This is a genomic window from Actinophytocola xanthii, assembly GCF_001921205.1.
Classification (GTDB): domain Bacteria; phylum Actinomycetota; class Actinomycetes; order Mycobacteriales; family Pseudonocardiaceae; genus Actinophytocola; species Actinophytocola xanthii.
This window is the reverse complement of record NZ_MSIE01000047.1, coordinates 1-18,296: the sequence shown is the minus strand read 5'-3', so window position 1 is coordinate 18,296 and position 18,296 is coordinate 1. Positions and strand designations below refer to the sequence as shown.

Sequence of the window (18,296 nt, the reverse complement as noted above, 5' to 3'; positions counted from 1 at the left end):
GGGATGCGGCAGGACATCGTGACGGGGGTCTGGCCTGGGAATGTCGCGCCGGGTCTGCTCGTTCGGGTGGACCCAAGTTCACCCGCTCGGTGATCACCGTGGTGGCGGGCGCCTCCGGTGACGGCGGGTGACCGCACTGGGCCGTTCGGCTGGCATGCCCGCGTGGGGGTACAGGAGCTCCGGGAAATCCGAGAATGTATACAGTATGGAGCTACGACCGTTTTCGCGCCGCTCGATGCTCGCCCTCGGTACCGCCACCGCCGCCGGCGGGCTGGCCGGGGTGGGAGCACGCACCGCGCTCGCCGAGCCCACCTCCCTCTCCCCCGCCGCGTCCCCGTCCTCGGCCTCGTCCGAGGTCTGGCAGCGCCTGCGTGCCGGCAACGCCCGGTTCGCCGCCGGCCGCCAGCGCTGGCCGCGACAGGACCCGGCACACCGCCGGAGCCTGGTCGAGGGGCAGGACCCCGTCGCGTGCGTGCTCGGCTGCGCGGACTCCCGGGTCCCGGCCGAGCTGCTGTTCGACCAGGGGCTCGGCGACCTGTTCACGGTGCGTGCGGTCGGTGAGGTGCTCGACGACGCCGTCGTGGGCAGCGTCGAGTACGCGGTGGAGCACCTGCACGTGCCGGTCGTCGTCGTGCTCGGCCACTCCCGGTGCGGCGCGGTCGCGGCCGCGATCGACCTGGTGCAGGGACGCAGCGAGGTGACCGGCTCGGTCAGCACCGTGGCCAGGGCGATCGAGGCCACGGTGCGGGCCACCCCGGCCGATCCCGACCCCCAGCGGTTCCTGGCCGCCTGCGTGCGGACCCAGACGGCGAGGGTGGCCGAGGAGCTGCCGCGGCGCTCCCCCGCGATCCGCGCCGCACTCGACGACCACGGTGTCGAGATCGTCGTCGGCGTCTACGACCTGGCCAGCGGCCTCGTCACGAGGTACTGACAGCTGGTGACCGGCCCCCGAACACGACACCCCGGAACGGAGGTTAGCGTCCTCGGCGTTATTGGAGGATGCTGGAGGAACGTCTCGAGGGTGTGACGCACCGTGGTCACGTCCTTCGGACGGTGGACGTGTCGGAGGTCGATGTTGCGTCGCATGATGGCCGCGGTACTGGTGGGCTGCGCCGCGGTGGGTACGGCTTGCTCCTCGGGCGAGCCGAGCGACGAGCTGATGGTGTCGGACAACCCGGTCGCGGCGAGCGCGGCCCGCTCCCCCGCGAGCACAGTGCCGCCAGCCGGCACGGTCAGCGCGCTGCCGGGCGTGCCGACCTCCCTGGTCGTGGACGGGGAGCACCGCGTGCTCGCGGTGGCCGTCGCCGACCCGCCCGCGGTGCTGCTCTACGGGTTCGACGGCGCGTTGTCGAAGGACCCGCGGGTTGTCGAGCTGCCAGGGCCGGCGTCCTCGCTGGCCCTGGCCCGCCCCGGCGGTCCGCTGCTGGCGGCCGTCGACACCGGCGAGCTGGTGCGGGTCGCGCTGCCGGGCGGGGACACCCAGACCGCCGCCGTCGACGGTGAGCCGGTGAGCGCCGCCGCGTTCGGCGACCGGACGTTGGTCGCCATGCGTGACCGCAAGGCCGTCGCGGTGGTCGGCGGGGACCGGGTACAGCGGATGATCAGCGGCGGCCTGCTCAGCGCCGACCAGGTGCTCTCCACCGGCGACGGTGCGGTGGTGCTGGACCGGCTGCGCAACGCCGTGTTCGAGCTCGACGTGCCAGACGGGTCGGTGGGCCAGGCGCTGCGTGCCGGCGAGGGGTCGACGAACGCCGTGACCGACCGCTTCGGCCGGGTGCTGGTGGCCGACACCCGCGGCGGCGCGCTGCTCGCGTTCTCGCTGGACCCTCTGCTCATGCGCCAGCGGTACCCGGTGCCCGGGGCGCCGTACGCGCTGGCCTACGACGCCGAGCGGGACATCGTGTGGGTGACGCTCACCGAGACGAATGAGGTTGTCGGGTTCGACGTGGCAGGCGAGGAGCCGGTGGAGAAGCATCGCTTCCCGACGGTGCGGCAACCGAACGCCGTGGCGGTCGACCCGATCAGCGGGCGCGTGGTGGTCGCGTCCGCAACCGGAAAGGGAATGCAGGTGATTGCGCCATGAGTGCAGACGGGGTGATCGACGGGGACTGGGAGTACCGGCCGTTGCGCCTGCCGCCGGGGGTGTCCCGCCGCGCAGCGGCCACACAGCTGGCCATCCACGCCGAGTTCGCCGGGTGGGAGCTGTCCAACGTCCGGCTGTACTCGGACGGGAGCCGACGGGTGCTGCTCAAACGCCGCCGCACCGTCGGCATCCTGCCCGGCCTGAGTACCTGACCCTGGCTCAGCCGCCGTTGGCGGGCGGCTGGTCCTCGACGAACTCCCAGACGAGCCTGGCACCCGCGTCGCCGACCCGGTAGGTGTGGATCGCGGTCCCGATGGCGACACCGACGGTGACCACGGCCATGACGAGCATCACGACCGAGGTGCCGGTGGCGCGCCTGGTCTCGGTGGTGACGCCCGCGCCGCCGTCGGCGGTGTCCACGGCGTGCGCACGTGCGGCCTTCTCCGCCCGCTGGTGCAGCACCATCAGCACGGTCACGGCGACGAACAGCGGCAGCGCCCACCAGAAGAGCATGTCCCCGAGCCGGCCGTGCTCCTGGATCCCCGGGTTGGTGCCCAGCCGGGACTCGAGGAAGTCGCCGCTGCTGGTCGCGATGGGGGTGAGGACGGTGCCGGCGCCGGCGGCGGCCACCGCGAGCCAGCCGAACCGGCGGCGGACCGCGGGCCAGACAGCGGTCAGGATCGACCCGAGCACCGCGAGTGGCAGTAACACCACCACGAAGTGCACGACGAGGGGGTGTAGCGGTAGTCCGCCGACGAAATCGGGCACTGATGCCTCCGGGATCAGGTTCGGGTGTGCCGGACATTCTGGTCCGGCACGGGTGTCTTACGCCCGGGGGCCCCGAACGGTTCAGCAGCTCCGCAGAAAGCGGTCGAGCACCCGGGCCCCGAACCGAACGGCGTCGACCGGCACCCGCTCGTCGACCCCGTGGAACAGCGCGGTGAAGTCCAGGTCGGCGGGAAGCCGGAGCGGAGCGAACCCGAAGCACCGGATCCCCAGGGTGTGGATCGCCTTCGCGTCGGTGCCCCCCGAGAGCATGTAGGGGATCGTTCGAGCCCCGGGATCCTCCGCCTGCACGGCCGCGGTCATGGCCTCCACCAGGTCCCCGTCGAAGGAGGTCTCGACCGCGGGAAGGTGGCTGATCCACTCGCGCTCGACGTCGGGCCCGAGGATCTCGTCCAGCTCCCGCTCGAAGGCCTCCTCCCGCCCCGGCAGCACCCGACAGTCGACGACGGCCTCGGCCACCGAGGGGATGACGTTCGCCTTGTAGCCGGCGCGAAGCATGGTGGGGTTGGCCGTGTCGCGGAGGGTGGCGCCGACCACCCGGGCGAGAGGCCCCAACTTGCCGACGGCTCCCGGCAGGTCCTCCTCGCCGAACTCGAGCCCCGTGAGCTCGGTGACCGAATCCAGGAAGGCCCGCACCGAGTCGGTGACGACCAGCGGGAACTGGTGGTTGCCCAGCCGGGTGACGGCCTCGGCGAGCTTGGTCACCGCGTTGTCCTCGTGGATCATCGACCCGTGGCCCGCCCGGCCGCGGACGCGCAACCGCATCCACGCGATCCCCTTCTCGGCGACCTCGATCGTGTAGGCCCGCACCCCCTCGGCGAGGGTGACGGAGAAGCCCCCCACCTCCCCCACGGCCTCGGTGACCCCGTCAAAGAGGTCGGGCCGGTGGTTCACCAACCACTGCGCCCCCAGAGCTCCCCCCGCCTCCTCGTCGGCGAGAAAGGCGAACACGATGTCGCGGGGAGGCACGACCCCGTCCCGCTTGAACCGCCGAGCCACGGCGAGGGTCATCCCCACCATGTCCTTCATGTCGACGGCGCCGCGGCCCCAGATGTACCCGTCCTGCACAGCTCCCGAGAACGGGTGCACAGACCATTCGGTGGCGTCGGCGGGCACCACGTCCAGGTGCCCGTGCACCAGCAACGCCCCCCGCCCCCGGTCAGCCCCCGCCAACCGCACGAACACGTTCCCCCGCCCAGCCGCCCCCGACTCGACGTAGGTGGGCTCGTACCCCACCTCCCGCAACTTGCCGGCAACGAACTCAGCCGCCTCCCGCTCCCCGACCGTGGTGTCCGGTTCGCCCGTGTTGGTGGTGTCGATCCTGATCAGCTCACTGGTGAGCTGCACGGCCTCGTCCTCGAGAAGGGAGGTGGTGGTGGCGTTCGTCTGCTCGGTCACGGGGCCTTCCTACCACCAGTAGGCCCGGTTGGGCCGCCCGAAACGGATCAGCTACGCTATCCCCCATCACCTGGTCCGAGTGGCGGAATGGCAGACGCGCTAGCTTGAGGTGCTAGTGCCCGACAAGGGCGTGGGGGTTCAAGTCCCCCCTCGGACACATCACTACCCCATGAACGATCTTCACGTTCCCGTCGGGGTTCAGGCGCTCATCGATCGACATCTTAGCGCATGTGCGCTGGAAGGCCCGTGTCGGCGTGCCTCGCCGAGTACGGCCGGATGGAACTCATCCGCCGAAGACCCGGCGGGTGAATAGTGTGCAACTCCGTCCTCGGACACGTGGGGGTTCAAGTCCCTGGGACACCCCCGATCTCACATATATGGAGTATTCAGGGAGTTACTGACCGTACCGGCTGTGTTGCGCAAGGTAGTGGCTGTCGGTTTGCGGGATGTGCTCCGATCCATCGCCGGTGATGGCGGAGCTTTGCTTCGGCCTCCACAAGTCGCATCCAGATGCTCTCGCCTGCGTCTTCCGCCACCAGATCCGAGTCGGCTAGGTACCCGCAGTGGATACGCGGACGTCCTTAAGCGCGATCCCCTTTGACAACACCGGTGCTCGGCGTCCGTGTGTTCGGTCGACGGCGGTGCGTCGGGGGTCAGCTGCGGACAAGGCGGTCCAGTGACCACAGGACGGTCAGGCCGAACAGCATCGCGACCGCGAGTGCGGGGTGCGCGACCGCCAGCCAGACGGCGCCGCCGGCGAGGAGGAGCAGCACCAGCGTGCGTAGGTCGAGTCCTACCGTTGCCGGTGGTTCGGCCGGCTGCTGCGTCTCGGCGGGCCGGTGTTCGCAGCTGCTGGGGCACCGTCGGCGGGGGTGAGAAGAGAGGAACCAGCTCATGACACTCAGTGAACCGGTTCTGAATGACCGGCCATATACACTGCGCGCTGACATCTCGGTGTCACGGTCGAGCGGCGGGGGGCGTCCGGGCAGGAATTGGTCAGGCGAATGTCAACGGTTCCTGTCATACTCTCGCGTTCGGGCTAGTACCGTGCTTCCGTGCCGAATTTCATGGCTGACTCTGAGGTCACTGTTCGTCTTCTCGGCGAAGTGCTGGTCAACGGCGATGCCCTCCCCGACCTGTTGGCGAATCTCCTGATCGCGCTGTCGCTCGCACCGGACCGCAGGTTGCCCGTCTACAGGCTGGCGGAGGTCTGGCCCGACGGTCAGCGGCCGACCGACATCGCCGTGCACAAGGCGATGAGCCGGCTTCGTGACTACGTGCCGCTGCCGGCGCAGCGGAATCGGTACTACCGCATCGAACTCGACGACGGGTCGGTGGACGCTGATGTGTTCGTGGCCGGCGTGAAGGCGTTGCCGAACACCGCGGATCCGGCGAAAATGAACGAACTCCTGGAATTGTGGGACGGTGACCCTCGCCAGCATTACCCCGTTACCAGGAAGTACTGGTATCGGGTCTATCAGGCCCGGGCCGAACTGCTGAAGAAATTAGCCCACCTGTCACCGCCTGACCTGCGCTCACTGTCCGCGCTGGCGACCTTCTTGAACCACTTTCCCTCCACCGAGATCCCGGCGGGGCTGTGGTTCGCCGCGAGCGAGTCGGGGCGGACGCCGGGGCGAAAGCGGGTGTTGATCGTCGAGGACCAGATCGGTGATGACTTCGCGAGCATGCTCGCCCCACGCTACGACTATGTCATCCTGCGGTCGCTCGCGGACTGGCACAAGTTCGTCGTCGACGAGCCCTTGGACTTCGATGTCGCACTCGTCGATCTTCATCTCACGTCGAGCAGCACGGACATGGAAGGCATCGTGGTGCTCGAGTACCTGCGCGATAACACTCCCATCCCGACGCTGTTGATCTCGGGAGCTCCGTTGCCTGGGGACACCGAGGCGACGAGGCGGCAGTACAAGCTGTCCGGCGTTTTCCTCAAAGGCCCGGACAACTCGTTGCCGACGCTGCCGGACTCGGTGGAGCGAGCAATCCGTGAGGGGCGTCCCCGCGACTGATCATCAGTCCTCGGGCCGCACCGGCTCCTGCGGCGGATCCGAAGGCGTGTGCAGTGGCAGTCGGATCCGGAAGTGCGCACCGCCCAGTTCCTCGGAGCGACCGAGGTAGTCGAACGTCCCGCCGCTGCTGGTCACATGTCCGCGCGTGAAGTCGATCCCCCGGCTCACCTCGCCTTCCCGGGCGGGTACGAGCTCACCGGCGGAGAAGCTCTTGGCGACGCGCGGGGGCAGACCCGGTCCGGCGTCCTCGATGTCGATGACGACGTAAGCGATCGCCGTTCCCGGCAGCTCCCCTTCAGACCGATGCAGGTGCAACACGATCGCTCGCTTGGGCGCATCGACAGAAGCTTGCGCCTGGAGGGCGTTCATCATGAGGTTCTCGAGAGCCAGCCGGACCAGGATCTTTCTGGCAAACAGGACCAGCGGCTCGCCGGATGCGTCCACACGCACCGCGATCTCTCCCGGGTTCTGCCACTCGAAGTACCGCTTGAGCTCTCTCGCCAGCTCGTTGACGTCGAACGACTCCGGGTCGAGTATCGCGCTCGTCATCTTGCGCAACAGGCTCTGGCAGCGTTGTTCGAGCACGGCGACGCCCGTGCCGGCGTCCGTCAACTGGGCGGCGATGTTCGCAAGCAGCCCTCTCGCGTCTTCCTCGGACGCCGGCCTGGTCGCCATGGCCGCGAGCGATCCCAGCCGAGACCTCAGTGCGAAGAGCTCGTTCTTGATCGAATGCAGAGTCGAGGTCAACATGTCGTCGCGCAGCCGCAGATCGACCTGCGTCATGACCAGGCGATGCCGTTGCCGGACGCGGTCGAGTGCCTCCACGACTCGGCCGTGGACATCGTCATTCAGAACACTAACCAACCCCGGGGTGCGAAACGAGTACCGGTCCTGGTTCCGCCGGAGGAGGCCGGCCGAGACGGCACGTTCCAGCAGCACCCCGACATCCGACAGAACCGAGCGTGCCGGTTCTACCTGGTCATCGTCGAAGAAGTCGACCAGCCATTCATCGATTTCGGCCTTCCCGAACCAGGTGTCGGAGTTGTCTTCATAGATCCACACGGCGACGAGTGTGACCACCGTGATCTCGGGGTCTTCCCGCAGCGCGTCGTGTACGCGTTCGCGGAAGGCGGCTTGGACCGTGGGGTCATGACGCCATGCGGCGAGATCGTCGACGGTCAGCTCGGTGGGGCGAGCGACGGCATGGGGCAGGAGACCGTCGAACGCCGCGCTGACGGCGGGTGGGTAGCCCGCGGTGTCGTAGCAGATCGCGTCCACTACGCCCATGCGTGCCTGCACACCCAACAAATCGAGCAGCCACGCCACGTCGTCGCGGAGCTCGTGGTTGCTGCCCTCGTTCAGGCGACCACCGTGCTCCGGAAAGACATACCGCATCGGCAGCTGCGGGTATACCGCGCGCAACAGGTTGATCCGCCGGCTCGCGACAGACATCGGCTGGCCGCCTGGTGTCGGCGCGAGCAGCCGGAACAGGACGTCGGCGGTCAGCCGGGCAACTCCCGACGGCGGCGGGGCGGTGACGTGGAACGAGGTCAGGTCGAGCCATGCGGTCGCCGCCTCACGCGCGCCCGGTGAGCCGCCGTTGGCGCTCGTCCATACCGCGAGCGAGTCCGGGACCCCGAGCCGGACGAGCCGGCGGTCGTGAACGCCGTACAGGACGGTGCGGAACCCGTCACCATCGGCGGCGACCGCGTGCCGGGTGCCTTCGACGCCGAGCACGGTGTCCAACGCCTCCGCGAACGACTGGACCACGGCCGCGTCCATCGGGCCGGCCAGCAGCGCGCCAAGGGCGTGGAGCAGCTGCCAGCCCGCGGTGTCGGAGCCCGCCGGTCGCCAACGGTCGATGAACTCGGGCGGCGGCTCGGCGGCGCCGTCCGTGTACCAGGCGAGCACCTCGGCCACGGTACGTCCTCGCCACGGCCAGCGTTCCTGTCCAGGTGGCACCCCAATGGGCCCGCCGAACGCCTCTGCGTCCGGTCCAACGTCGATCATTCCGGCGGCCGTCGGGAACTCACGCACGGCCAGGCACGCTCGAACGGCTTCGGCCCAGGCGGGGTGTGTCTTCGCGCCCCGCTCGACGAGCTGGCGCTCGAGCTCCTCGGCGAGCTCTTGCTCCGCCTGCTCGATCCCCTCCTCCCACTCGTCGAGCTCCCTGGCAACGCGAGCGGGATGGAGTTCGGCCTCGAGCGTCAGCCTCGACCGTTCCACGAGCCTCGCGTGTCTCGCTCGCCTGCCGCGCGCCAGCAACTCGTCGTGGCGGCGGTCCAGCTCGCGAAGCGCCGTGGTGCGAGCCTCGTCGAGCCGGGCGCGCAGCTCGTCAGTCAGTTCCCCGGCCGGCACGATAGCGGACACTGCCCCGAACTCACCGGCATCGATCAACACCCGCACGGAGTCGTTCCTGGTGGCGGGTGGCGCGCCGAGATCGATGGCGACGGCATCCGCCAGCTCGGCGTTCGACGGCGTGCGCGACGGATCCGCCAGCAGAGCGACTGCGGACGGGTACCTCCAACGATCTCGCCATTCCGCGAAGATCTCGTGGATGAAGTCGGTCACGGCTCCCCCCAACGGGCCACGGGCTCCAATGTCTTCAGCGCGCTCCGGATCAGGTACCGCTCCGGTTCCTCGGTCTCGTCAGTCGCCGACACGAGCGATGGCCACAGGCCGGCCAGCTCCCGCGCGACCGGCCGCGCGTCGTCGACCCAGTTCGAGTCGGGTGCGTTGGTCTGCGCCGCGCTCAGCTCCCGAACGAGCCGAGCGGCCGTCAGGACGGCGGCCAGCCGCTGTTCGTAGCTGCGCCGCCGCCGACTGTGCAGGCTGCCGCCGCGAGGCAGCGCCTCACGGGTCGCCTGGTCGATCAGCCCGCTCGCGCCCCGTCCGCCGTGCACATCGAGCCACGAGCGCAGCGCGGCACCGTCGTGCGCCTCGGCGATGGCGCCCATCCCGCCGAAGACTCCGTCCGGATGGAAGAGGCGGCCGTGGATCTTCTGGCCGTTGTCGAAGTCGAACGTCGTGCGTGCCGCGTGCAGCAGTGCCGTCGTGAGCTGCTGCCAGGCTGCGGCGAGCTCGTCGTCGAGCCGTGAATTGTCGTCGGCCTCGAGGATGTGGCGCAACGGGACCGGCTTGTGGTAGGTGTCCCAGTACCGCGACGCGGCCGCCGCCAAACCGTCCCACGGCGACTGCACCCCCTCGAGCAGTTCGAGCGCGTCGTTGAGCTTGCCGACCGCCAACTGGTCCATGTCGTCGGTCCCGAGCAGCAGATCTGTCACCCCAACGGCCACGATGGCCGACTTCTCCTTGTCCTGCAGACCATCGACGACCGCCGCGTACACGGCGTGCGGGCTCCACCGGGTGCGGTGCGCCGCAGCCATCGTCGCCAGGACGGGCCGCGGCGACCACCCCGTGTCCGGCAGCACCTGGCGCAGCACCGCTGCGGCCGGGAACAGTCCGGCTCGCCACTGGTCCAACACCAGCCACTGGAGCCATCGCTGCGTCGCCGCCAGCTCCCGCAGATCGTGCCGGCAGACCAGGGCCGCCGCGGCGAGTCGGAGCACCGTCCGGCCCGGCCGGACGTGCTCGAGCTCGTCGAGGAGTGCGATCGGATCGGCAGACCCGGCCACCGCGTCCCTGACCCGCCGCGCCTGGTCCGGGCCGTCCGCCGCGGCGAAGTCGTTGAGCAGCCGTTGGGCGCCGGATGCCGGAACGTGGCGCGACGGACCGGTTTCGGCCGGGTCGCCCTCCCCCGGCCCGTCGTCGGCCGGCGTGCCCGCGCTGTTCGCGATGATCTGATGAACGAGGGCGGCGAGTTCGGCCCCGACGATCCGGACGCCGAGCTCCGAGCCGAATGGGTACCGCGACCGAACGGTGGAGCTCGCGCCCAGCGACAGCAGGTCGAAGCTGGTGACCACGGTCTCGTCGTCGCCAGCCATGACGGGGGCCGACGTCGAGATCCGCTCGATCCGCACGCGGTTGGGGAAAGCCCGGCTCAACTCGTGCAGTGGCCCGGCCGGATCGTTCTCGGCGGAGCGCCGGTGCGTCAGGCTGATCCGGGCGCCGGCCTCGGCCTGGTTGCGCAGCGTCGCGACGAACCGCGGCGTGATCACCTGTGCGCTGACCCGGACCGAGCTGACGGTGATCCGCTGCCGGGGCTCGCGCAGCAGCCGCGACAGCGCCTCCCGATGGGCGCCGTCTTCCAGGATCTCGGCCCAGACACGGTGCCGGGCTGCCAGGCGTTCGCGGAACGACGCCGCGACACCGACCCACGCCTCCCCCCACGCCAGGACGGCACTGTCGGCCACCTCGTCGCCCTGCCGGTCGAGGGGTGGGTCGGGGAACGAGACAAGCTCGGCCGCGCCGCTGTCGTCGGCCTGCTGTGTGAACTCGCTGTGGCGCACGTACAGCGCCTGGCCGAGGCGATACTCGGGCATGGCGCGGGCGACCCAGCGCAGCAGTGACTCGATCGGTTCGCACGCCATACCGCCGTCGGGTGCGGTGAGCTCGACACCCAACTGGCGCCGGTCCCGCTGCGGGTCGAGTAGCGGCGCGCCGGTGATGATCGCTCGACGATCGTCCGCGATGGCCAGGCGGGCGTTCATCCGTGCCGGCCGGGGTGTCCACACCATGCGCAGGTTCGTGGCGTCGCGTCCGGCGGCGCCCCGCAGGTCCATCAACGCCGTCCGTACCCAGCTGTCGAGCTGGTCGTCGCGGCGGGAGCCCCACACAATGGCTACCTGCCGGCCGTCCTTCAGTGCCGCGCGCAGCGGTTCGATCAGCGGCAACAGGCCGTCGCGCTGGATCTGCGGACTGACCAGGACGATTTGCTGGCGGGCGCTCTCGATGAGCGCGAGTACCGCCGCCAGCTGCTCGTCACGCCCACCGACCAGACGAGCGTCGACCTCCGAGCGGACCCGTTGCTGGAGGAGTCCGTACACCTGCCGTGCTTCGCTCGACAGCTCCCGGTGGTAGGCGGTGCGCGTGCCGGCGGGTGCGGTCACGGCCCTGGCCGCGCGCTTCTCCAGGCGCTCGAGCTGCACCTCAAGCGACCGCGGATCCTCGTACCGCCTGGTTGCCCGCCCTCGCAGGTACCGCGCGAACGTAGAGTCCGAGTACTCCTCCAGCAGCCGGGTAATGCGCCGGCCCGCCTCGGTGCGTCGGTCCGCAGGGAGGGTGGTGCCGCTCACGGACACTAGGATTCCCTCCGTGTCAGGGTCGACCCCGACGCGGATCTCCACCGGCAGCCAGCGTTGCTCAATGGCCGTCTGGACCCCGACCGGGAGGCGGTGCACCGACACCACCTGCCGCTGACGAGTCGGTGGCGCGGACAGGTCCGTCGTGGTTTGCGACTCCTCCTCGTCGAGCACGGCGGCGAGCTGGGCGCCGGTGACCTGTTCCGCCCAGCCGCCGTTTACGTCGATCGGAACGACGAACCTGTTGTCGCGCACGTGTTTGCGACCACGGCGAACGGACAGCACATGGCCGGTGAGCTTTTCGACCATGATCATCCGCTGCTCGTCGACGCGCTCGGCACCGTGGAGCTCGGACAGGTCGTCGGCCAGCACGGCCTGTCGCACCTGCGCGCTCGGCTGCAGGGTGCCGCGGGAGAAGTCCAGCAGCAGATATCCGCGGTGCCACAGGTCGGAAATGAGGTCGAGGGTCAGTCGTTCACCGAGGCCGAGCAGGGAGCTCAGCTCGGCCACGGCGTCGAACCCCGCGACCACCGCGCGCAGGGTCGACTCCTCCATCGGCGAGAGCCCAGATCCGTATGAGAACTCGGCTCGGACGGGAATGACGTCGCAGGGCACGTAGACCGTCGTGGGCTCGCTCATCCGGCGCTCATCCGGCTCGCTGGGATCACGACGCCGAACTCCTCGAAAGCGAGACCGAGCCGCCGCCAGGTCGGCGACCCGCTGTTCACCAGGTGCGGCAGGTCACCGACGATCACCAGGAGGTCCCTCGCCCGGGAGAGCATCACATTGACCAGCTGCGCCTGGGTGAGGTGGCCGATGCTGAGCCACGGCTTGTCCGCGTCGCCCCGGACGGTGTCACGGACCATCGACACGATCACGACATCGGCCTGTCGGCCCTGGAACGCGTGCAATGTCGACACGTACGGCTCCACGTCCCGGTCCTCCGTCAGCAGTCTGGCCTGCTGCCGGTAGGGCGTCAGCACGGCGAGCGGCTGCCGATCGCTCGCGCTGGGCAGCGATGACGGTCTCGGGCGCAGCTTCGACACCAGCGACTTCACGAGCTCCGCCTCGGTCTGGTTCTGCCAGTACGGCTCGTCGCCCTCCTTCTGCAGCTCACTGGTGTCCAGCCAGACAAGCGCGTGGTCGTGCAACCAGTCCGGCGCGGTCGGCCACGCTGGTGTCTCCGCCCGCCCGGTGGTGAGCAGACCAGGCCCGAGCGGCTGGTCCTCGTTCTCGTCAGCCGGGTAGAAGACCCGGCTGACGACCTCGCAGATCGGTTCCCGCATCCGGAACTGCGTGCTCAACGTCCGAGTCGCCCGGTGCGCGCTGGTGTCGTTGTGATCCACGGTGTCGTCGAACAACGCACCGAACAGGTCGAAGAACTTCTTGTACGAGTCGAGCACCTGGTCGTCCAGTGCGAGTTCGGTGTTATCGTGCCGTGCGCTCTCGGTGAGGAAGTCCTCCACCTCGCGCCTGCGGTGTGCGGGAAGCTGGTGGTGGTCGCCGATCAGGGTCCACCGCAGGCCGCGGACCAGTGGGATGGCCAGTTCGGTGGGCCAGGCTTTGGCCGCCTCCTCGATGACGACCCAGTCGTAGGTGGCCGACGAACCGGCACGGGCCACCGCCTCGGGGGTGGCGGCCGCACAGGTGGCGAACACGACGTTGGCGCCGCGCCGCAGCCGGTCGGCGAGTTCGGGTTCGCACGAGTCGACGACCCGCCGCCAGTGGCCGAGAACCTCCCGTGCCCTCGGGTCGCGCCGGCCGACCAGTTCGGCGTCGGCATGCCGTCGCAAAGCGTCGGCTCGTCGCCCGGTGAGCTCGACGAGCCCGAACGGGCGCAGCGCGGTGTCCACCCGGTCGGCCCCGGCGGCCGATGACACACGCAGCGCGATGACCTCGGAGTTGTCGCGAGGCCGGCCGTTCCCGTCCACGGCGTTGGTCTCCCGGAGTACTGACCGAGCGAGGTTGTCGAGCGCGAAGTTGGACTGTGCCGACACGAGCACTCGGCCGGTCTCGCGCCGAAGGTAGGCCGCGATCGCGTGTGCGGCGACGGTCGTCTTGCCGGTTCCCGGTGGGCCCTGCAGAGCGAAGAACGGCTGTATCGCCAGCATGTCAACGACAGCCGCACGCCCGTCCCCCATGAGGTCCCCTGGCGCCTTCGCCCACGGCTCGCGTCGCCCTTCGATGGTCAGCGGCTTGCGCAGCTGGCTCGCCAGCACCCGGTTGTCCAGGAGCTCCTGGCGGGCGGCCTCCTGTCGCATCAGCACCCGCTGGCTGCCCCGGTCCGAAGCCGGGCAGAGCCACCCCTGAGCGGGCAGCCGGTTGGCGCCGCCCGGCACCCGCACCGTGATCGCGTCGCCGCTCTTCCGGTCGTGGTAGTACGCACGCAACCCCTCCGGACGGCTGGGCTCACCGTTGTCGTCACCGCGTACATCGATGCCCTGTTCGTCCTCGTCGTCTTCGGTGAGTCCCGCGAAGAAGTCCGCGAACAGCGGTCGGCGCGACTCGCTCTCGGCGTACAGCGTCGCCAACGCGGACCGGTAGCCGCGTGCGGAGTCGCGGTCCTGATCGAACCGCACCACGGCGCGCTCACCGTCGACGTCGAGGAGTTCGTAGGCGTACTGCCGCGCCCGCAGCTCGACCCACTGAAACTCGACCAGCCAGTCGAAGGCCTGCTCCTGATGCCGCACCTCGCCGCTCACGACCGTGCTGGACCCGACCGCCTGGATCAACGACGACCAGGCTGGCCTGCCCTTCCGCCGTGCCGTGAACTCCGCGCGGGCCATGTCGGTCGGCACCGCCTCGACGGCGGGCACCGGCCGTTCGCGGCCCCCGCGGCGCAACGCCCTCATCGAGGTCCGTCCTCGCTCGGACTCGAGGCCGACGACATACCTGATCAGGAGGACCTCGTCCACTGCCGCGCCTTGTCCGCCGTAGGCGGACTGCTCCCGCCACGGGCGGCAGTACCATAGGACTCGCTCACCGAGCAGCACCTGCCGTGCCTCGCTTTTCGACTTGCTGTCCCCGCTGTAGCGGATGGCGCTCTCGGCCCCGTCCTCGGAGTGGACCAACTTCGCGCGCCGCAGATCCCGCTCGATGAAGTCGGCCAGCTGCTCGCGCCCCTCAGAGGTCGTCGGATCCGCACTGATCCATCCCCATCGCAGTGCCGTGTCGAGAAACTCCGAGGGCTGGAAAGCTACCAGGTAGGGAAGTTCGACGCTCGTGGACCACAGCTCGGTCATCGCCTCGTAGTGCTTGCTGATCCGGGACACGACCTCCGCGGCGCGCGGACGGTGGCGGCACGCGGGCTCCGTCATCTCATGCAGCAGCTCGGTCAGGTGAGACGGCAGGGTCGTGTCGATTCGGATCCGCTGTCGACGTTCCTCCTGCATCTGTGTCAACCAGGCTCGCCGTTCGTTCGGCCGGTCGACGTCGTCCGGCAGCTCGGGCAGTGATCCGAGAAACCACTCGGACACAAGCATGCCCAGACTGAATACATCGGATCGTTCGTCTTCGATGGGCGCTCCTTCCTCGTCGGGGTAAAGGAAGGCCAGCCGCTCCGGTGGCACGTACCGGGCCGCCCGCGCACCCTGGTCAAGAAACAGTTGGCGCGCCTGTGCTCCACGGTCGGCGTCGATGGTGGGTGAGCGCAGCAGATCGGACACCAGCCGGCTCATCTCGAACCGGGAAAGGCGCAGCCGTGGCAGCTCACCCGCCTGTGACGTGTCGACATCGATGGTGCCCGGCCAGAGATTTCGGTGCACGACCCCCATGCCGTGCAGAACGCTCAGCGCGTCGGCGAGGAGTGATAGTTGGTGAACCGCTTCGGCGGGATGCTCGTGCATGAACGGAATGACGTTCGAAGCGTCCACGAGGCGCTCGTTGAAGCCCTCGGTGAGGACGAACGCGAATCCGGGACGGCCACCCACGCCCTCCACGAACCCGCCTTTGACGACCGCCGGCAACGCTGGGTGCCGGGTCGAGGCGGCGCGAAGAAGGATACGCACCTCCTGGTCCCACAGCCGACCACCCAGTTCCGAGACGTCCCAGTATGTCTGCAGCGTGACCGGCTTGGTCGTCGAGTCCATCAGGTCGTACCGGAACAGGGTGTCGCGAATCAGTTCTACGCCGTCGACCGCGGCACCACCGGGCACCGCGTATCTACCATAGGGAGCCGCTGGCCCACAGAACAATTCGCCGACCAGTCGATCCATCTCGCCCTTTGACACCGCTGCTCCCCTCACCGGCCACACAACGACGGGAATCTTGCCATCGACAGACGATGCGCACAAAGCGCCCCAGGACCAGGACCGGATGTTGAGGTCTGCGCCGTTCTCGGCTCCGGGGCGAAGTTATGGAGCTTCGTCGCGTGCGCATGCTCGTCTGGCGTCGCGCCGCGGGATTAACCTCCTGACTTCGGTGGAATCGAACCTGGTGATTGTCATTTGGTGGAGCAGCCAACGATGCCCAGCTGCTGGCGGGCCGGGCTCTCCCACTCCGCGATCTGTCGTTCGGTACTGAACTCACAGATTGAGCACACGAGGGGTGAATAGTGTGCAGAATCCTCCTCGGACACGTGGGGGTTTTAAGTCCCTAGCAACACCCCTTTCTGCGTCGGCTTGCGCTGTACACCCACGCTGGCCAGCGATGTGGCCCCGTCCTCGGACAATAGGCCTCGACCTAGTCTGCCGATGATCCAGCTGTCCATGCTGCTCGTGACGCAGCTGTGTGGGCTGCTCGAACAGCCGCTGCCGCGGCGGCGTGGTCACTGTCAGTCAAGTCTGGTGGGCAGCCAGAAGCGGGCGTGTGAGGCAACCACACACACGCTATCTGGACAGAAAACACCCTCACCGACCACTCGGACTGACATCTCGCGCCGACCTGCCCAGCCCGGCCAGCCCGACCAACGCACCGCCACCGACAAGACCGACGGCAACACAGGCACCGATGAGCCACCCCACCCCGAGCTGACCGGCCACAGCGAGCAGGACTACCCCGGCCACGGGCGACAGCCACGGCCGCCACAGCAAGGCCGCCGACGCACGCCTGCCCCACGACCGGAGCCACGCAACCACCCATCTCACCAGCCGCCCCATCAGCCATCCCATCGACGTGAACGATCGACAGTCCTACCATGTTGGAGTTCACCGAAGTGGGAGGTGACTGGGGTGCGCTCTCGCTCGGCCGGTCCAGTGCTGGCGCTGCTCGCCGTGACCTTGGTACCACGACTCAGCTACACCGGAGGCAGTCCCCGCATGCCCGGCCGCAGGCCGAATCGGCAGTCCGCGCCGTGCACGACGAGGAACTGCGACGGCCGGCTCCGGAAGCTCGCCAACGGTCAGTACCACTGCAGTTCCTGTGACCTCCTCGTCGACCGGCTACCACCGCGAACCCCGAAGAAGAACCGGTGAATGGCAGCGCCATCGATGGCGGACGCCGCACTGACCGCAGGCGGCCGGGTAGGCAGGTACTTCAGCATCGTCACGATGGTCCCGACGCTCTTCCTGGTGCTCTGGACCTATCTGCTGGTCAAGAGCGACGCCTGGCGAGCGGAGCCGAACCTGGCGGCACTCGGCGTCCGGCTCGCTGACTGGTCGATCCCGCAGGCCGCCTGGCTGCTGCTGAGCACGTTCGTCCTCGCACTGTTCCTGCATCCCCTGCAGTTCGCGACTGTGCAACTGCTAGAGGGTTACTGGGGCACCTCTGCCGTCGCGCTCGGTGCCATGCGGCTGGGCGTCGCGCGCCACCGCGGCCGGGCGCAACGCATCAGGGACCGCCTCGACGCATTGGACAAGACCATCGAGGAGAGCTTCACGGGCCACCGGACGTATTCCGATGACCTGGACGACGACGTTCTGGAGGAGAAGCGCGACCGATTTCTCGACGAGCGCGACGCGAACCACGTCATCCCGCTCGTGATCGCCAGAGACGCGTTGCGACATCGGGCGGAACGCTTCCCGGACGGCCGCCGCATCCTGCCGACCCGACTGGGCAACACACTGCGGCGCTACGAGGACCGGGCCGGCAGCCAGTACGGGCTGGACGCGATGACCACTGCCCCACACTTCCTCCTGGTCGTGCCGGAAGCGCACGTGGCGTACGTCCGGGACACCCGGCAACTCCTGGACACGACCGTCCGGCTCTGTTTCGTCTCGCTCCTGGCAACCGTGCTCACGGTCGCCGCGCTGGCGACCGACGGCTGGTGGTTGCTGATCGCCCTGGTGCCCTACGGTCTCGCCTATCTGGCCTATCGCGCCGCGATCGCCGCGGCGGACGAGTACGGCACCGCCGTCGCGACGGTCATCGACGTCGATCGCTTCACGCTATACGAACGGCTCGGCCTTCGCCGGCCTCGGGACACGCACGAGGAGCGGGAGACCAACGCCCAACTGATGTCGCTCCTGCACTGGGAGCACATCGAGGCCCTCCACTACACGCCTGCCGCGGACGAGAAACCTCCCCCGCGCGGACTTTACCGGCTCACGCGGCGGCTTCGGCCCTCCGTCGACGCGCCTCTTCGTCAGCGGCGCAGTCGGTAGCGGTCATCGCAGGACGGGTCGCGGCGTGTCACGGGGTTGCCGCAGCGTGGGCGCGACGGCCGGTTCGGTACAGGTCGCGGAGCAGTTCGATCTGGGCGCCGTGGTGATGATCTCTCGGTTCATGTGCAGCACCAGGGTGGCGAGGGTGTCCTCGTCGGCCGGGGCGTTGGCTCGGACGCCCCGGCGCCAGTGTTCACTACCATTGGTGAACTCGCTACGGCTAAGACAGTGTCTCGTATGGCTCTTCTGAGTGATGGTGCATGAT

At 69.0% G+C, this 18,296-nt stretch carries 11 protein-coding genes and 1 tRNA gene; 6 read left to right on the top strand and 6 right to left on the bottom strand.

Annotated features, from left to right (window positions below; translation table 11 throughout):
- Positions 1-205 precede the first annotated feature (205 nt).
- The 3 genes from BU204_RS24405 to BU204_RS24395 all read left to right on the top strand — a co-directional run bounded on the left by BU204_RS24405 (position 206) and on the right by BU204_RS24395 (position 2,295).
- The gene (locus tag BU204_RS24405; RefSeq protein WP_143229701.1) at positions 206-931 is read left to right on the top strand and encodes a carbonic anhydrase; all 726 of its coding nucleotides are present in this window, start codon (positions 206-208) and stop codon (positions 929-931) included.
- 141 nt (positions 932-1,072) lie between these two features.
- Entirely contained in the window at positions 1,073-2,083 is a 1,011-nt protein-coding gene (locus BU204_RS24400) for a YncE family protein (protein ID WP_143229700.1), read from the top strand.
- Positions 2,080-2,295 carry a DUF5703 family protein gene (locus tag BU204_RS24395; RefSeq protein ID WP_075128078.1) on the top strand — a complete coding sequence of 72 codons (216 nt, stop codon included), beginning with the start codon at positions 2,080-2,082 and terminating at the stop codon, positions 2,293-2,295. Before BU204_RS24400 ends, BU204_RS24395 begins: the two co-directional genes overlap by 4 nt.
- Before the next feature lie 7 nt (positions 2,296-2,302).
- Here the strand turns inward: BU204_RS24395 and BU204_RS24390 are convergent, their stop codons facing one another.
- Together BU204_RS24390 and BU204_RS24385 are read right to left on the bottom strand one after the other, a co-directional pair.
- Entirely contained in the window at positions 2,303-2,851 is a 549-nt protein-coding gene (locus BU204_RS24390; protein WP_075128077.1) for a DUF2231 domain-containing protein, read from the bottom strand.
- An 81-nt stretch (positions 2,852-2,932) separates the two neighbouring features.
- Positions 2,933-4,267 carry a M20/M25/M40 family metallo-hydrolase gene (locus BU204_RS24385; protein ID WP_075128076.1) on the bottom strand — a complete coding sequence of 445 codons (1,335 nt, stop codon included), beginning with the start codon at positions 4,265-4,267 and terminating at the stop codon, positions 2,933-2,935.
- Positions 4,268-4,340: 73 nt separating this feature from the next.
- Between BU204_RS24385 and BU204_RS24380 the strand changes: the two genes are divergently transcribed.
- A tRNA-Leu gene (locus BU204_RS24380) sits at positions 4,341-4,424 on the top strand.
- A gap of 496 nt (positions 4,425-4,920) precedes the next feature.
- On the opposite strand, the gene BU204_RS39325 is transcribed toward BU204_RS24380, so the two are convergent.
- Entirely contained in the window at positions 4,921-5,163 is a 243-nt protein-coding gene (locus BU204_RS39325; RefSeq protein WP_143229699.1) for a hypothetical protein, read from the bottom strand.
- A 159-nt stretch (positions 5,164-5,322) separates the two neighbouring features.
- Between BU204_RS39325 and BU204_RS24375 the strand changes: the two genes are divergently transcribed.
- Positions 5,323-6,291, top strand: a complete 969-nt coding sequence (locus tag BU204_RS24375) for a hypothetical protein (RefSeq protein WP_143229698.1) — start codon at positions 5,323-5,325, stop codon at positions 6,289-6,291.
- 3 nt (positions 6,292-6,294) lie between these two features.
- Here BU204_RS24375 and BU204_RS24370 read toward each other — a convergent pair whose 3' ends face one another.
- From BU204_RS24370 to BU204_RS24360, 3 genes are read right to left on the bottom strand one after another with little or no spacing between them, the layout of a single operon-like run.
- Entirely contained in the window at positions 6,295-8,862 is a 2,568-nt protein-coding gene (locus BU204_RS24370; protein WP_075128074.1) for a sensor histidine kinase, read from the bottom strand.
- Entirely contained in the window at positions 8,859-12,131 is a 3,273-nt protein-coding gene (locus BU204_RS24365; protein WP_143229697.1) for a phospholipase D-like domain-containing protein, read from the bottom strand. The genes BU204_RS24370 and BU204_RS24365 overlap by 4 nt, the downstream gene beginning before the upstream one ends.
- Complete coding sequence (locus BU204_RS24360) at positions 12,128-15,721, bottom strand: AAA domain-containing protein (RefSeq protein WP_143229696.1); 3,594 nt, start codon at positions 15,719-15,721, stop codon at positions 12,128-12,130. Before BU204_RS24360 ends, BU204_RS24365 begins: the two co-directional genes overlap by 4 nt.
- A gap of 1,182 nt (positions 15,722-16,903) precedes the next feature.
- On the opposite strand from BU204_RS24360, the gene BU204_RS24355 reads away from it, so the two are divergent.
- Complete coding sequence (locus BU204_RS24355) at positions 16,904-18,031, top strand: hypothetical protein (protein WP_143229695.1); 1,128 nt, start codon at positions 16,904-16,906, stop codon at positions 18,029-18,031.
- Positions 18,032-18,296 lie beyond the last annotated feature (265 nt).

Bases quoted from the DNA above. Each gene is read 5' to 3' on its own strand.
- BU204_RS24365 (WP_143229697.1), bottom strand. From the start codon at position 12,131: ATGAGCGAGCCCACGACGGTCTACGTGCCCTGCGACGTCATTCCCGTC.
- BU204_RS24355 (WP_143229695.1), top strand. From the start codon at position 16,904: ATGGCAGCGCCATCGATGGCGGACGCCGCACTGACCGCAGGCGGCCGG.
- BU204_RS24405 (WP_143229701.1), top strand. From the start codon at position 206: ATGGAGCTACGACCGTTTTCGCGCCGCTCGATGCTCGCCCTCGGTACC.
- BU204_RS24395 (WP_075128078.1), top strand. From the start codon at position 2,080: ATGAGTGCAGACGGGGTGATCGACGGGGACTGGGAGTACCGGCCGTTG.
- BU204_RS24400 (WP_143229700.1), top strand. From the start codon at position 1,073: ATGTTGCGTCGCATGATGGCCGCGGTACTGGTGGGCTGCGCCGCGGTG.
- BU204_RS39325 (WP_143229699.1), bottom strand. From the start codon at position 5,163: ATGAGCTGGTTCCTCTCTTCTCACCCCCGCCGACGGTGCCCCAGCAGC.